Annotated in this window: 11 protein-coding genes and 1 pseudogene; 5 read left to right on the forward strand and 7 right to left on the reverse strand. The window is 71.3% G+C overall.

Annotated features, from left to right (window positions below; translation table 11 throughout):
• Positions 1–8: 8 nt before the first annotated feature.
• The gene (locus tag F8271_RS12195; protein ID WP_151489809.1) at positions 9–1,793 is read right to left on the reverse strand and encodes an N-acetylglutaminylglutamine amidotransferase; all 1,785 of its coding nucleotides are present in this window, start codon (positions 1,791–1,793) and stop codon (positions 9–11) included.
• Positions 1,794–1,991: 198 nt separating this feature from the next.
• Positions 1,992–2,423 carry a MarR family winged helix-turn-helix transcriptional regulator gene (locus F8271_RS12200; protein WP_151489810.1) on the reverse strand — a complete coding sequence of 144 codons (432 nt, stop codon included), beginning with the start codon at positions 2,421–2,423 and terminating at the stop codon, positions 1,992–1,994.
• A 95-nt stretch (positions 2,424–2,518) separates the two neighbouring features.
• Here F8271_RS12200 and F8271_RS12205 point away from each other — a divergent pair, with 95 nt between their 5' ends.
• Both F8271_RS12205 and F8271_RS12210 read left to right on the forward strand, forming a co-directional pair.
• On the forward strand, positions 2,519–4,297 hold the full coding sequence (locus tag F8271_RS12205) for an ABC transporter ATP-binding protein (protein ID WP_192580257.1): 1,779 nt from the start codon (positions 2,519–2,521) through the stop codon (positions 4,295–4,297).
• A gap of 351 nt (positions 4,298–4,648) precedes the next feature.
• A complete protein-coding gene (locus F8271_RS12210; RefSeq protein ID WP_225854455.1) occupies positions 4,649–5,707 on the forward strand; it encodes a DUF559 domain-containing protein in 1,059 nt (352 codons plus the stop codon).
• Between the two features lie 332 nt (positions 5,708–6,039).
• Here the strand turns inward: F8271_RS12210 and F8271_RS33080 are convergent.
• Positions 6,040–6,363: pseudogene (locus F8271_RS33080) on the reverse strand (hypothetical protein); the annotation flags it as partial.
• An 82-nt stretch (positions 6,364–6,445) separates the two neighbouring features.
• On the opposite strand from F8271_RS33080, the gene F8271_RS12225 reads away from it, so the two are divergent.
• Together F8271_RS12225 and F8271_RS12230 are read left to right on the forward strand one after the other, a co-directional pair.
• Positions 6,446–6,685, forward strand: a complete 240-nt coding sequence (locus tag F8271_RS12225; protein WP_151489812.1) for a winged helix-turn-helix domain-containing protein — start codon at positions 6,446–6,448, stop codon at positions 6,683–6,685.
• 76 nt (positions 6,686–6,761) lie between these two features.
• Positions 6,762–8,345, forward strand: coding sequence for an NAD(P)-binding domain-containing protein (locus F8271_RS12230; protein WP_225854457.1), 1,584 nt, complete (start codon positions 6,762–6,764; stop codon positions 8,343–8,345).
• On the opposite strand, the gene F8271_RS12235 is transcribed toward F8271_RS12230, so the two are convergent.
• The 4 genes from F8271_RS12235 to F8271_RS12250 form a co-directional block, all read right to left on the reverse strand.
• Positions 8,329–8,928 carry a nitroreductase family protein gene (locus tag F8271_RS12235; RefSeq protein WP_151489819.1) on the reverse strand — a complete coding sequence of 200 codons (600 nt, stop codon included), beginning with the start codon at positions 8,926–8,928 and terminating at the stop codon, positions 8,329–8,331. The genes F8271_RS12230 and F8271_RS12235 overlap by 17 nt on opposite strands.
• 163 nt (positions 8,929–9,091) lie before the next feature.
• Complete coding sequence (locus F8271_RS12240; RefSeq protein ID WP_151489814.1) at positions 9,092–10,243, reverse strand: glutamate--cysteine ligase; 1,152 nt, start codon at positions 10,241–10,243, stop codon at positions 9,092–9,094.
• A 47-nt stretch (positions 10,244–10,290) separates the two neighbouring features.
• The gene (locus F8271_RS12245; protein WP_151489815.1) at positions 10,291–11,454 is read right to left on the reverse strand and encodes a M20/M25/M40 family metallo-hydrolase; all 1,164 of its coding nucleotides are present in this window, start codon (positions 11,452–11,454) and stop codon (positions 10,291–10,293) included.
• Between the two features lie 91 nt (positions 11,455–11,545).
• Positions 11,546–12,112: a carboxymuconolactone decarboxylase family protein gene (locus tag F8271_RS12250; RefSeq protein WP_151489816.1), complete on the reverse strand. Its 567-nt coding sequence runs from the start codon at positions 12,110–12,112 to the stop codon at positions 11,546–11,548.
• Positions 12,113–12,322: 210 nt separating this feature from the next.
• Between F8271_RS12250 and F8271_RS12255 the strand changes: the two genes are divergently transcribed.
• Positions 12,323–13,369 (forward strand): DUF559 domain-containing protein, encoded by a 1,047-nt coding sequence (locus tag F8271_RS12255; protein ID WP_225854459.1) that lies wholly within the window; start codon positions 12,323–12,325, stop codon positions 13,367–13,369.
• The last annotated feature ends 66 nt before the right edge of the window (positions 13,370–13,435 follow it).

Consider the following 13,435-nt stretch of genomic DNA (forward strand, 5'->3'; position numbering starts at 1 on the left):
CTCGGCGCTCAGCGGATGGCGTGGCTCTGCAGCCACAGCTCCAGCAGACCCAACTGCCACAGCTTGTTGCTGCCGGCCGCCGCCTCGGCCCGGTCCGGCTCGGCGAGCAGCCGCGCCACGTACTCCGGGCGGAACAGCCCGCGCTCGCGCGCCTCCGGCGCCTGCAACGCCTCGGCGACCAGCTCGCGCACCGGCCCGTCCACGTTACGCAGGGCGGGCACGGGAAAGTAGCCCTTCGGCCGGTCGATCACCTCGCCCGGCAGCACCTCCCGGGCGACCGCCTTGAGCACACCCTTGCCGCCGTGCGCCACCTTGTGCTGCGGCGGGCAGTGCGCCGCGAGGGTGACCAGGTCCTGGTCGAGGAAGGGGGTGCGCACCTCCAGCCCCCACGCCATGCTCATGCTGTCCACCCGCTTCACCGGGTCGTCGGGCAGCATCAGGTGGGTGTCCAGGCGCAGCACGGCGTCCAGCGCCGTCTGCGCCCCGGGCGTGGCGAGGTGTTCGGTGAGCAGGTCCCGGCTGGCGTCGTGCTCCAGCGCGTACGCCGGGCCGACGATGCCGCGCAGCTCGTCGTGGCCCCGGTCGAAGAACGCGGCGGCGAACGTCTCGTCGGCGCCGTGCCGGGGTGCCTCGACCAGGGGCTGGTGGTAGCCGTAGCCGGCGAACACCTCGTCGGCGCCCTGCCCCGACTGGGCCACCTTCACGTGCCGCGCCACCTGCTCGCAGAGCAGGTGGAAGGCGACCACGTCGTGGCTGCCCATCGGCTCGGTCATCGCCAGCACGGCACGGTTCAGGGCGGGCACCAGGTCGTCGTCGGCCAGCCGAATCCGGTGGTGGTCGGTGTCGTACGCGCGGGCCACCAGGTCGGAGTAGCGGAACTCGTCGCCGGCCTCGCCGCCACGGCTGTCGAAGCCGATGCTGAACGTGCGCAGGTGCTGCTGGCCGGCCTCGGCGAGCAGCGCCACGATGAGGCTGGAGTCCAGCCCGCCGGAGAGCAGCACCCCCACCGGCACGTCGGCCACCAGCCGTCGACGCACGGCGGTGCGCAGCGCGTCCCCGATGGCGGCCCGCCACTCGGTGGCGTCCATCCGCGCGTCGGCCGGTTCGCGTACGTAGTCGGGTCGCCAGTACACCTCCTCGCGGCTGCGCCCGTCCGCCTCGACGATCCGCAGGGTGGCCGGCGGCAGCTTGCGGACGCCGCGCAGCACGGTGCGCGGCGCGGGCACGATGGAGTGCCAGGACAGGTAGTGGTGCAACGCCACCGGGTCGATGCCGGTGTCCACGTCGCCGGCGCGCAGCAGCGCGGGCAGGGTGGAGGCGAAGCGGAGCCGACCGGGGGTCTCGGCGAGGTAGAGCGGTTTGATGCCGAGCCGGTCGCGGGCCAGGACGAGGCGCCTGCGTACCCGGTCGACCAGCCCGATGGCGAACATGCCGACGAGGTGGTCGACGAAGCGGTCACCCCAGTGCGCGTACGCGACCAGGATCACCTCGGTGTCGCTGGTGGAGTGAAAGGCGTACCCGGCGCGGATCAGCTCCTCGCGCAGGTCGGGATAGTTGTAGATGCACCCGTTGAAGACCAGGGCCAGGCCCAGGTCGTCGCGCACCATGGGTTGGCCGCCCGCGTCGGACAGGTCGATGATGGTCAGCCGGCGGTGTCCGAGGGTCACCCATTCGTCGGTGAACAGTCCCTCGTCGTCCGGGCCGCGCGAGCGCATCGCCTCGGTCATCCGGGTGACCGCCGCCGCGTCGGGCGGCCGGCCGTCGAACCGCGCCTCCCCGCTGATCCCGCACATCAGGCGGGGCGATGGGTCAGGTGTGGCATCAGCGGCACAGCGTCCTCCTGTCACCTCGTCCCCGAACGGGGCCGCTGGCTACCCGGGTGCGCGGTGGTTATGTGCGCAGGGCGCGGTGGTTATGTGCGCACGGCGCGGGCGTTGTGTGTGCAGGGCGCGGGCCGGCTTGGCGTGGTCGGTGTCGCACCGGTGGGCAGGTCAGCCGCGCAGGGTGCGCAGGATGCGGGCCAGTTCGGCGCGGTCGGTGGCGGGCAGGTGGCCGAAGAAGCGGTCCGCCTCGGCCCGCCGGGCGGCCCGGATGGCGGTGCTGACCCGTACGCCCTCCTCGGTGAGCGCGACCAGGGTGGCCCGCCGGTCGGCCGGGTCGGGTCGCCGCTCGACGAGCCCCCGGGCCTGCAGGTCGTCGATGACCTCGGTGGCCGAGCGCGGCGCGATGCGCAGGTGCTCGGCGAGGGTGCCGGGGCGTACCTCACCGTGCCGGGCCAGCACGCCGAGGGCCCGGGACTGGCTGGGGGTGATCTCCCAGGGCGCCAACGCCTCGCGCGTCTGGCGGCGCAGACGGGACGCGACGGCCCAGAACGTCTCGGCCAGGCTCTCGTCGTCGCCGCTCTCGGCGGTGTCCTCGGTCACCGGAATACGGTAACAGGCGATACGGTTGTACCCTCATGTTGAGGTAACCTCAGCATATCCCGATCGAGAGGCAGTCCCCCTTGGAACCCACCCCGATGGGCCGCGACCGCGGCCACCGCACCGTCAGCGCCGAAGAGAAGACGCAGGCCCGCCAGGTGTCCCTGCGCCGCATCGGCCGCCTGTTCACCCCGCACCGGCCGGCGCTGGCCGCCGTCACCGCGATCATCGTGCTCTCCTCGATCATCGCGATGGCCACCCCGTTCCTGCTGCGCGCCGTGATCGACCGCGCCCTCCCGCAGGGCGACGTGACCCTGCTGGTCTGGCTCGTCCTCGGCATGGTCGCCGTGGCGGCGGTGACCTCCGCGCTCGGCGTCGTGCAGACCTGGATCTCCACCCAGGTCGGGCAGCGGGTCATGCACCGGCTGCGCACCGACGTCTTCAGCCACCTCCAGCGCCAGTCGCTGGGCTTCTTCACCCGCACCCGCACCGGCGAGGTGCAGTCCCGCATCACCAACGACATCGGCGGCATGCAGTCGGTGGTCACCTCCACCGCCACCGCCGTCGCGGCCAACCTCACCACGGTGGTCGCCACCGCGGTCGCCATGGTCGCGCTCTCCTGGCAGCTGTCCCTCGTCTCCCTCGTCGTGCTGCCGCCGGCGATCTGGCTGACCCGCCGCGTCGCCCGGATGCGCCGCGAGATCACCGCCCAGCGGCAACGCGAACTCGCCGACCTCAACGTCACCGTCGAGGAGGGCCTGTCGATCAGCGGCGTGCAACTGGCCAAGACCCTCGGCACCGGCCCCGCGCTCATCGACCGGTTCACCGCCTCCTCGGCGCGCCTCGTCGACCTGGAACTGCGCAGCGAGTTGGCCGGCCGGTGGCGGATGGCCTCGATGAGCATCATCTTCGCCGCCGTACCGGCGGTCATCTACCTCGCCGCCGGCCTGCCCGGCACCGCCGGCACGCTGAGCATCGGCACCCTGGTCGCCTTCACCGCCCTGCAGGGTGGCCTGTTCCGGCCGCTGATGGGGCTGCTCAACGTGGGCGTCTCGCTCACCGCGTCGCTGGCGCTGTTCGCCCGGATCTTCGAATACCTCGACCTGCCGGTCGACGTGGCCGACCCCGCCGAGCCGGTCCGCCTCGACCCCACCCGGGTCCGCGGCGACCTGCGCCTGGAGGACGTCACCTTCGGATACCCGGGCAGCGACACCGCCGCGCTCGCCGGGATCACCCTCGACGTGCCCGCCGGCACCAGCCTCGCCCTGGTCGGCGAAACCGGCTCCGGCAAGAGCACCCTCGCCGGGCTGATCAGCCGGCTGCACGACCCGACCGCCGGCCGGGTCACCATCGACGGCGTCGACCTGCGCGACCTGCGCCTCGCCGACCTGGCCGGGATCGTCGGCGTGGTCAGCCAGGAGACGTACCTGCTGCACACCACCGTCCGGGAGAACCTGCGCTACGCCCGTCCGGACGCCACCGACAGCGAGATCACCGACGCCGCCCGCGCCGCCCAGATCCACGACCTCATCACCGGCCTGCCCGACGGGTACGACACGATGGTCGGCTCGCGCGGCCACCGGTTCTCCGGCGGCGAGAAGCAGCGCCTCGCCATCGCCCGGACGCTGCTGCGCGACCCGCGCATCCTGGTCCTCGACGAGGCCACCAGCGCGTTGGACACCGAGACCGAGCGGGCCGTGCAGCGCGCGTTCGACGTGCTCGCGCGGGGGCGTACCACGATCACCATCGCCCACCGCCTCTCCACCGTGCGCGACGCCGACCAGATCGCGGTGCTCGACCACGGCCGCATCGTCGAATCCGGCGACCACGACAGCCTGCTGAACCGCAACGGCCGCTACGCAACCCTGGCAGCCTGACGCCTCGCCGTGCCGCCGTGTGTTGCCCCATGATCGTTGACGTCTGAGCGACTCGACACGCCGAGAGTTGTGCAGCTGAGCTGCCACCGATCATGGTGGGCTAGCAGAACGTGGGCGCGCGTGGGGGTTTTCCACACCGGGACCGCTGTCCACAGAGGCCGAGGTGGGGTCCTTGCGGACCTTGGGGGCGGAGCCGCACGGTCCGGCCTGTGAACTCAGTTCTGCGGGAACTGGTGGAGTTGTCCGGCGGGTTTCGTCACCCGTGCGGCGGCGACGCAGGTGGTGCCGGAGTGGGCGCTGACGCGGGCCTGCCGCGGCGGTGAGCTGGTGCGGGTACTGCCGCAGGTTTACGTGGCGGCGCACCTGGTGGGCAACCGACCGGGCGCCCCGGTCCTGCAGCGGCTCGACCCCCGTGTGGCCCAACTCGCGGTTCTCGCCTGGGCGCAGGGGTGCGCCGCACTCAGTCATCTCAGCGCGCTCGACGCGTGGGGCCTGCGCCCGCAGATCGCGGGAGACCCGCTGCATCTCAGCGCGCCGATGACCCTTGGCCTGCGGACGCGACCGGGATTGGTGATGCATCGACGTGGGGGTTTCGTCATCGCGCCGCCGCACGTGCTCGTCCGGAAAGGACTGGCCGTGACCCGTCTCGAGCAGACCATCGTCGACTCGTGGCCGATGCTGCCGTCCGCCGAGCGGCACGCCCCGGTGATCCGCGCGGTCAACGACTGGCTGACCACCCCCGCGCGGCTGGCGGTCGCCCTGGACGGTGTGCCGAAGCTGATCGACCGGGCAGCCTTGCGGACGCTGCTGACCAGACTCGCCGACGGATGCCGCAGTCCGCTGGAGATCTGGGGACACGAACACGTCTTCACCGGCACGGCCATGCCAGCATTCCGTCGGCAGGTGCCGATGCGTCTCGGGAGGCGCACCGTGTATCTCGACATGTTCGCCGAGCGGGAACGGGTCAACATCGAACTCGACGGGGCCACCGCCCACGGGGATCCGCGCCAGCGGGAGATCGACCTGCGCCGGGACGCTCTGCTGGCGACCGTCGGGATCCTGGTGGTCCGCTTCGCCCACCGTCGCCTGGTTTACGAGGCGACGACGTACGCGCGGAGACACGTGCCATCCTTGCGACCCGCAGTGCGGCGTGACCGTCGAGCCGATGGGAGGCGAGACCCGGAACATCCGCTTCCGCCGCTACGACCTAGCCCCGCCATCCGCCAGGGTCAGCGTCCTGCTCGACGAGATCAGCCGCGACCCGACCGGCATCTTCCGGGGCTGACGAGATGCCCTGGCGGTGAGGGCCCTCCCTGCCCCGAGTTGATGCGAAGAATGCGAGGCAGGGACGGAGGCCGGCGAGTTGGACGAAGATCTCGCGTTTGGCGGTCGCGTTGCCTCGGCGGTTGATGACGTATCCGGTCAGCCAGACCCAGCCCTGGTACGTCGGCCGGTCGGACACCGAGACCACGCGGAAGGTCAGCGCGCGGTCCCCGGAAAACTGCACCGAGGCCCGGCCGTCGATGACGAGCAGGTCGCCGGGGGCAGGGCGCGCGGTCACCAGTGGCCGGAGTTGCGGTGCTGCTCCTGCGACGGCGGGCACTCTCGCGCGTGCATGGTCTGCCAGTCACGCAGTCCCGCTTGATCCGGTCGTTCTCCTGGCTGAGCAGCCGTACCGTGTCGTTGAGCATGGCGAGCTCGTCGGCCACCCGGGCCTGGAACTCGCGTACCTCATCGGGGTCGACGCCGCGCCGGCGCGCGGCGAACTCGCGGGTCCGCACCTCGTGCGGCGTCAACCGGGCCGGGTAGCCGGCGGGGTAGGGCTGGCCACCTCGATACACCTGAGCCACGACGATCCTCTCTGCGGGCAGGCGGGAGCGCGGAAGGTCCTTGCGGTGGTCTGGGGGCGGGCCGTCCGCGGGCGACCCCGCCCGCTCGGCCGCCGCAGCCCGTTCGGCGGTACGACGGCAGAGCAGTCCGGTGGGTCGGGACGGGCACACGCACCCGCCCCGACCAGGGGGTGAGCCGAACTCGTTGCCACGCGAGGATCGGCCCGGGACCAACATAGCTAGACATGCTAGTTGAGTCAACGTTGCTTGTTAGGTGCGTCGCGGTGTGATCAAATCGGGTTGCCACGCGAGGAGTGCCATGCGAGAAGTGCCGGATTACTGGCGCATCGCCGATGATGTGATCGCCGACGTCAGGTCGAAGAAGTTGAAGCCGGGGGAGAAGCTGCCCTCGATCTCTGAACTGCGTGCTCGCTACGACGTCAGCCACGGGACGGTGCAGATGGCCTACGCCCGGCTGGAGGCGCTGCGGGTTATCCGGCGGCAGCAGGGCAAGGGCGTGTTCGTGACCGACCCGAAGACGTGGATGCGGGAGCCGTAGATGGCGGCCCGGCCACTTCTACGAGCGCAGGGCGGCAGCGAGGCCGGTGGCATTGACACGTACCGTTTCGCATTCCATGGTCGATGGACTCATCCCTCCGTCGAAGGGCCGCAGGATGGTCAGCAGCGAACACAGGTACGTCATCGTCGGGGCGGGACCCGCCGGACTACAACTGAGCTACTACCTCCAGCAGCACGGCGCCGATTACCTGACGCTGGAGAGTGGCGACGGGCCCGGTGGCTTCTTCCGGCGGTTTCCGCGCCACCGTCGGCTCATCTCGCTGAACAAGGTGCACACCGACAGCGCCGATCCTGAGATTCGCCTGCGCTGGGACTGGAACTCGCTCCTCAACGACTCGCCGGACCTGCTGTTTCCGCGAATCAGCGAGGAGTACCTGCCGGCCGCCGACGACCTGGTGCGCTACCTCGCCGAGTTCCAACGGGTGCACCAGCTCAACGTCCGCTACGGCACGACAGTCGAGCGGATCACGCGGACGGGCGACGGCTTCACGCTGAGCACCGACCGGGGTGACGTCCGCGCGCGCTGCCTGGTCGTCGCGACCGGCTGGGGCCGGCCCTTCGTGCCGGCCATCAAGGGCATCGAGCATGCCATCGGGTACGAGGACATGGTCGTCGACCCCACGGCGTACGACGGTCAGCGGGTCCTGATCATCGGCAAGGGCAATTCCGCGTTCGAGACCGCGTCGGCCATCCTCGGCCGGGCGTCGATGGTGCACCTTGCCAGCCGGCAGCCGCTGCGGCTGGCGTGGAACACCAAACACCCCGGGGACGTCCGTGGTCAGTACGGCGCGATCCTCGACAGCTACCAGTTCAAGACGCTGCACTCGGTGCTGGACTGCACGATCGACGAGATCCGGCCGGTCGACGGGCGGTTCCGGGTGTCCATCACGTACACGCACGCCGAGGGGGAGACCGCCGAGCTCGACTACCACACGGTGCTGCGGTGCACCGGCTTCCGGATGGACACGTCGATGTTCGACGAGACGGCCCGTCCCGACATGGTGCGCGACGGCCGGATGCCCGGGTTACGCCCGGACTGGCAGTCGAGCAACGTCGACGGCCTGTACTTCGCCGGCACCATCGCCCAGGCCCGGGACGTCAAGCACGCGTCGTCGCCGTTCATCGACGGCTTCCGGTACAACCTGCGCACGTTCACCCGGATGCTGCGGGAACGCTACGAGGACGTGCCGCTGCCGTACACGACGACGCAGGCCGACGCCGCGTCGTTGACGAAGCTGATGCTCGACCGCGTCAACTGGTCGTCGGCGCTGTGGACCCAGTTCGAGTACCTCTGTGACGCCTTCGTCCGCGACGACGCCACCGGCGACTTCCACCACTACGAGGACCTGCCGGAGGACTACGCCGTGGAGCGCTTCGGTGCCGCCACGCACTGGTACACGCTCGCGCTGCGGTGGGGCCGCGACGACTACGGCGACGTCTTCGCCATCGACCGGCACCCGACCCCCGACCGCGCCCGGGAGAGCGCCTTCATCCACCCGGTGATCCGGCGTTACCGCGGTGCGGAACTGCTCGCCGAGCAGCACCTGCTGGAGGATCTGCTGGCCGAGTGGCGGCGCCTGGACCGGCACGTCGAGCCGTTGGTCGAGTTCCTGACCCGGGACCTCACCAGCGGACCATGATCTCGTCGAGGGGCTTGCGGGCCAGGTCGGGCACGTGGGCGTCCAGGGCGGGATAACCGACCGGCATCACCACGTACGGGCGCTCCTCCGGGGGGCGCTCACACACCTCGTTGAGGAACCGCATCGGACTGGGCGTGTGGGTCAGCGTCACCAGGCCCGCGTGGTGCAGCGCGGTGATCAGCAGGCCGACCGCGATGCCGACGGACTCCTTGACGTAGTACGGCTTCGGGCTGTGTGGCCCCTGGTGCACCTCGAAGACAACGATGACGGCCGGTGCGGTCTCCAGGAACGGCTTCCGCCAGTCGGTGCCGAGCCCGGCGATCGCACCGAGCCACTCCTGCGAGGCGCGGCGGTCGTAGAACGCGCGTTCCTCGGCCTCCGCAGCCTCGCGGAGCCGGCGTTTGCGGGCCGGATCGGTCAGGACGACGAACCGCCAGGGCTGCACATTGGCGCCGCTGGGTGCGGTCGACGCCGCCCGGATCGCGGCCTCGACCACCCCGTCGGGCAGTGCGTCACTGGCGAAGTCCCGCACGGATCGGCGCTGCGCCATCCGCTCGGCGAACGCCTCCGCCTCCCGCACCATCTCCGCCGGCGGCCTGCGGTGGTGGTGGACCGGGACCTTGGGTAGCAGGTCGGTGTCGTTCACCTGTGGCCTCCTGATCAGATGTGCCGGGTCTCGGCGGGGAGGGTGCGCCTGCCGCCGTCATCCGGTTCATCCAGCATTTCGAAGCAGCGGCAGCTTGTCGTTACTGAAGTGTGCTTTCTTCGCCCGTGGGCACGTCGGGCGCGGTTCGGGTGGCGATCTCGTCGACCACGTCGGTCAGGCGTCCGCGCAGCGCCGCGGCGGCCCGCTGGCGGGTCGCCCCGTCGCCGTCCCTGGCGAGCCAGCTCAGCCACGCCTCCACCCGCTCGCGGTCACCCGCCTCGTCGAGTGCTGGTCGGGCGCGTTCGACCAGTCGTTCGGCGAGTGCCGCCGCCGGCAGCAGCCGGCCCGTGGCGACGTCGACGCCGTGCCCGCCCATCCCGTCGCGGGCGGCCCGCCAGTACGCGAGCCGCATCAGCTCGGGGAGCAGCTCCGGCCCCTCGTCGCCCCGGTCCACGGCATCTCCGGCGACCACCACCAGAGCCCGCACCAGGGCGGCGAGCGCCGCGGACTCGGTGGCCGTGACGGGGACGTCGGCCACCCGTACCTCAAGGGTGGGGTGCTTCGTCGACAGGCGCAGATCCCAGAAGATGGTGCCGCGGTCGACCAGCGCGCCCGCCTCGAGCAGTGCGTCCACGTGGTCGTCGTACTGCTGGGCGGACGTCAGGTACGGCGGCGGGCCGGCCACCGGCCAGCGCCCCCACGTGACACTGCGCCAGCTCGCGTAGCCGGTGTCGCGCTCCGACCAGTAGGGCGAGTTGGCGGTGAGGGTGAGGAACACCGGAAGGTGTTGGCGCAGGTGGTTGCCGATCAGCACGGCGCGGTCCCGGTCGGGCTCCTGCACGTGGACGTGGACGGCGCAGATCGCGAGTTCGTCGTGCAGCCCACGGAAGGTGGCGGTGCCCCGGTCCTGGCGCGGCCCCTCGGTGATGGGCGGCGGCACGGCACGGCCCAGCACCGGCGAGCCACTGGCGATCACCCGCAGACCCGCCGACCGGGCCGCGCTCTGAATGGCGGCGCGGCCCTCAGCCAGTTGCGCGTCGAGATCGTCGAGGCTCAGGCACGGGTCGGTGCGGGTCTCGATCTGCAACTTGGTGATCTCACCGCCCACCCGGTCACCGAGGGTCGGGCGTGCGCGGTCGACGACGGCGGCCGCCTCCGGCACGACCTCACCCCGCTCGGCGTCGACGACGAGGAACTCCTCCTCGACGCCGAGCGGAGGAATGGGCGATCCCGAGCGCTGTCCCGTAGTCATGCCGACGCAGACCTCTCGCTGCCGGTCGTTCGCCGGCGCCCAGCACGTTACGGGATGTCGTCGATGGGTTGCGATCCGAAACGCTCCATGGTGGACAGCGAGCCGACGAGTCCGGCCAGAAGTGCCGTCCGTTCGGGCATCCGGTCGAGGCAGACGTACTCGTCGGCGGCATGCGCGCCGCCGCCCACCGCACCCAGGCCGTCAAGCGTCGGTACGCCCAGCGCGGCGGTGAAGTTGCCGTCGGACGCTCCAGCGGCGTACGCGCCGGTGGGCTTCGGGATGCCAAGCTGGCAGGCGATCGACTGGGCCAGCTCCAACAGCGGCCGCGCGAGCTCCGGCGACATCGGGTAGCGGTTGATTCCGCCCTGCACGGCCAGCGTGGCCTCGGGCAGCACCGGCACCAGCCCACGGATGGCGTGATCCACGCGTTCGAGTTCGTCCCTGGTCCAGGCCCGGACGTCGACGGCCAGGCTGGCACGCTCGGGCACCGTGTTCGTCGTCGTGCCGGCGGAGAGCAGAGTCGGCGTGACGGAGGTGCCGCCGCTGTCCGCCGCGCCGAGCGTACCCAGCGTGAGAACCTGGTGGGCGACCTCGACGGTGGCGTTGACCCCGCGCTGCGGCTCCACGCCGGCGTGCGCGGCGCGGCCGGAGACGGTGAGGCGGTAGACCGAGCCGCCCTTCCTGGCCACCTTCAGACGCCCCTCCGGGGTGGCCGCCTCGCAGACCAGGACCGCCCCCGAACGCCGAGCCTCACGTTCGATCAGCTGCCGCGATGTGACGGACCCGGTCTCCTCGTCGCAGGTGAGCAGCAGGCCGACCGCGGAGGTGTCCTCGATCAGCCGCAGCGCCGTGACCATCTGCACGATGCCGGCCTTCATGTCGCACACGCCGGGCCCCGTCGCGACGTCCCTGCGGACGGTGAAGGGCCTCGACCGGATCGTGCCCACCGGGAAGACGGTGTCGAAGTGGCCGAGAAGCAGCACGCGCTGGTCGGCGGCCGGCCACAGCAAGTGCGGTAGGCCGTCGATCACGACCCGACGGGCCGGCCGGCCGAGCACCTCCTCCCCCCAGCGGGCGAGCAGGTCGGCACAGGACTCGAGATGGGGCAGCGAGCCCGGTGCCGACTCGCAGGAGACGAGAGCGCTCAGCCGGTCGACCATGTCGGCTCGCAGCTGCGTCGCTGCGTCGAGCAGACAACGTGGGTGGTCCATCGATCCCTCCAACTGCGCGGCCGGCGGGCTTCGCCAGACGCACCCATCGACCATCGCAGGGGGATCGGGGTGTGGTCGTCCTTGTCCGTGCTCAGCTGCTCGGCGGCACGGGGAGAGCCGATCCGTAGCCGACCCCGATGATCCGACGCACGGACTCCGCGTAGGCGTCCTGACCAACAGGTGCGAAGGTGCCGAGCCCGTCGACGTACCGGTTGAACATGCAGAACGCGGCGGCGATCAGCACGGTGTCGTGGATTTCCAGGTCGGTGGCGCCCTCCGCGCGGGCGTCAGCGACCAGCTCGGTGGTGACGTGACGGCCGCTGATCTGCACCGCACCCGCGATGCGCAGCAGCGCCCGCAGCTTGGCCGAGATCGGGGCGGTGTCGAGGTCCGCGCGTACCTGGTCGACGAGAGTCATGCCCTCGTCGAGCTGCGCGGCGGCGAACGCCGAGTGCGACGCGCAGCAGAAGGTGCACTCGTTGCGCCCGGAGACGTACGCGGCGATCAGCTCCCGCTCGCCGGCCGGGAGCGAGTGCGGGGCACGCAGCAGCACCTCGGCCAGCTCGTTGAGCGGCTTCGCCGTCTCCGGACGGTACTGCATCGGGCCGGTGATGCCGGGGAACTGCTTCTCGTCGACGCCGAGGTCGATGTGCGCCATGGTGTCCTGTCCTCCAGCCGTGAACCGCGGCCCGACCGGACCACGCCTCAGCCGCAGACGACCGCCCGTGCGGGGCGGCGTGACGAACGCCGCGCAGTCACGATCTCATCCCGTCCGCCAGTCGTATTTCTTCATTCATGCTCTTTCACTGGCGGGCCGGCTCTTCCGGGTGGGAGCCAGACCGCCTCGCGTATCACAGTCGGCTGGACCGTGGGGCTTCGTCCACAGGTGCCGTCGCTGTCCACAGCGGTCGCCGCCGGGCAGCTCACCGGCGGCTGGTCCGGGCACGGTCGACCCGTGCACGCGACCCTGAGAACCCTGCTCGATCGGCGGGGCGGCCTGGCCACCCGACGGGACGTTCTCCGCGTGGCGCCGCCGTGGACACTCCAGAGCGCCTGCCGGGCCGGTCGCCTGGTCCGGGTCCTCCCGCAGGTCTACGTCGACGCCACGCTCGTCCGGGACACCCCTACCGAGCTGCCGATTCTCGCTCGGATCGATCCGGAGCTGGCTCGCCGTGCCGCGCTGGCGTACGGAGGCGGACGCGCCGCGCTCAGCCGACTGACCGCGCTGGACGTGTGGGGCCTGCGGCGTCAACCGCCGGGCGAGCCGATGCATCTCGACCTGCCCGTCGGGTCGGGCCTGAGTGGCCGACCGCATCTCGTGGTGCGTCGCCGCCCCGGCTTCACCACTGAGCCGCCGCACGCGGTGATACGGCGAGGGGTGCCGGTGACCCGGCTCGACCGGACCCTGGTGGACTGCTGGCCGCTGCTGCCGACGGTCGACCGAGCGGGAGTGCTCATCCGCGCGGTCAACGATCGGCTGACCACCCCGCAGCGCCTCGTGGCCGCCCTCGGCGAGGTGCCGAGGTTGATCGACCGCCCGGCGCTGCGCGCCTTGGTGGATCGGCTCGCCGCTGGCTGCCGCAGCCCGTTGGAGATCTGGGGTCACGACCACGTCTTCACCGGCCCGGGAATGCCGGCGTTCACCCGGCAGGCGCGGGTGCGGGTCGGCGGACGGACGATCTACCTCGACATGTTCGCCGAGGCCGAGCGGGTCGACATCGAGCTGGACGGCGCCACCAGCCACGGCGACCCCACCGAACGCGAGATCGACCTCCGCCGCGACGCCCTGCTCGCCACCAAGGGCATTCTCGTGGTCCGCTTCAGCCACCGCCGCCTCCTGGCCGACCCCGCCCAGGTCCGCCAGGAAACCCTCGCCATCCTCGCCAGCCGCCGCCTCGGCCCCATGATCACTTAACCCTCAGCAGTTGCAAACCACTCCCTACAACTACCCACCATTAAGTGATCTTGAAGGAGGGAGGGA

Origin of the sequence: Micromonospora sp. ALFpr18c, from assembly GCF_008868155.1 — a bacterium.
In the GTDB taxonomy this organism is placed as follows: Bacteria; Actinomycetota; Actinomycetes; order Mycobacteriales; family Micromonosporaceae; genus Micromonospora.

Bases quoted from the DNA above. Each gene is read 5' to 3' on its own strand.
- F8271_RS12195 (WP_151489809.1), bottom strand. From the start codon at position 1,793: ATGTGCGGGATCAGCGGGGAGGCGCGGTTCGACGGCCGGCCGCCCGAC.
- F8271_RS12205 (WP_192580257.1), top strand. From the start codon at position 2,519: ATGGGCCGCGACCGCGGCCACCGCACCGTCAGCGCCGAAGAGAAGACG.
- F8271_RS12225 (WP_151489812.1), top strand. From the start codon at position 6,446: ATGCGAGAAGTGCCGGATTACTGGCGCATCGCCGATGATGTGATCGCC.
- F8271_RS12230 (WP_225854457.1), top strand. From the start codon at position 6,762: ATGGTCGATGGACTCATCCCTCCGTCGAAGGGCCGCAGGATGGTCAGC.
- F8271_RS12235 (WP_151489819.1), bottom strand. From the start codon at position 8,928: ATGGTGCGGGAGGCGGAGGCGTTCGCCGAGCGGATGGCGCAGCGCCGA.
- F8271_RS12240 (WP_151489814.1), bottom strand. From the start codon at position 10,243: ATGACTACGGGACAGCGCTCGGGATCGCCCATTCCTCCGCTCGGCGTC.
- F8271_RS12245 (WP_151489815.1), bottom strand. From the start codon at position 11,454: ATGGACCACCCACGTTGTCTGCTCGACGCAGCGACGCAGCTGCGAGCC.
- F8271_RS12250 (WP_151489816.1), bottom strand. From the start codon at position 12,112: ATGGCGCACATCGACCTCGGCGTCGACGAGAAGCAGTTCCCCGGCATC.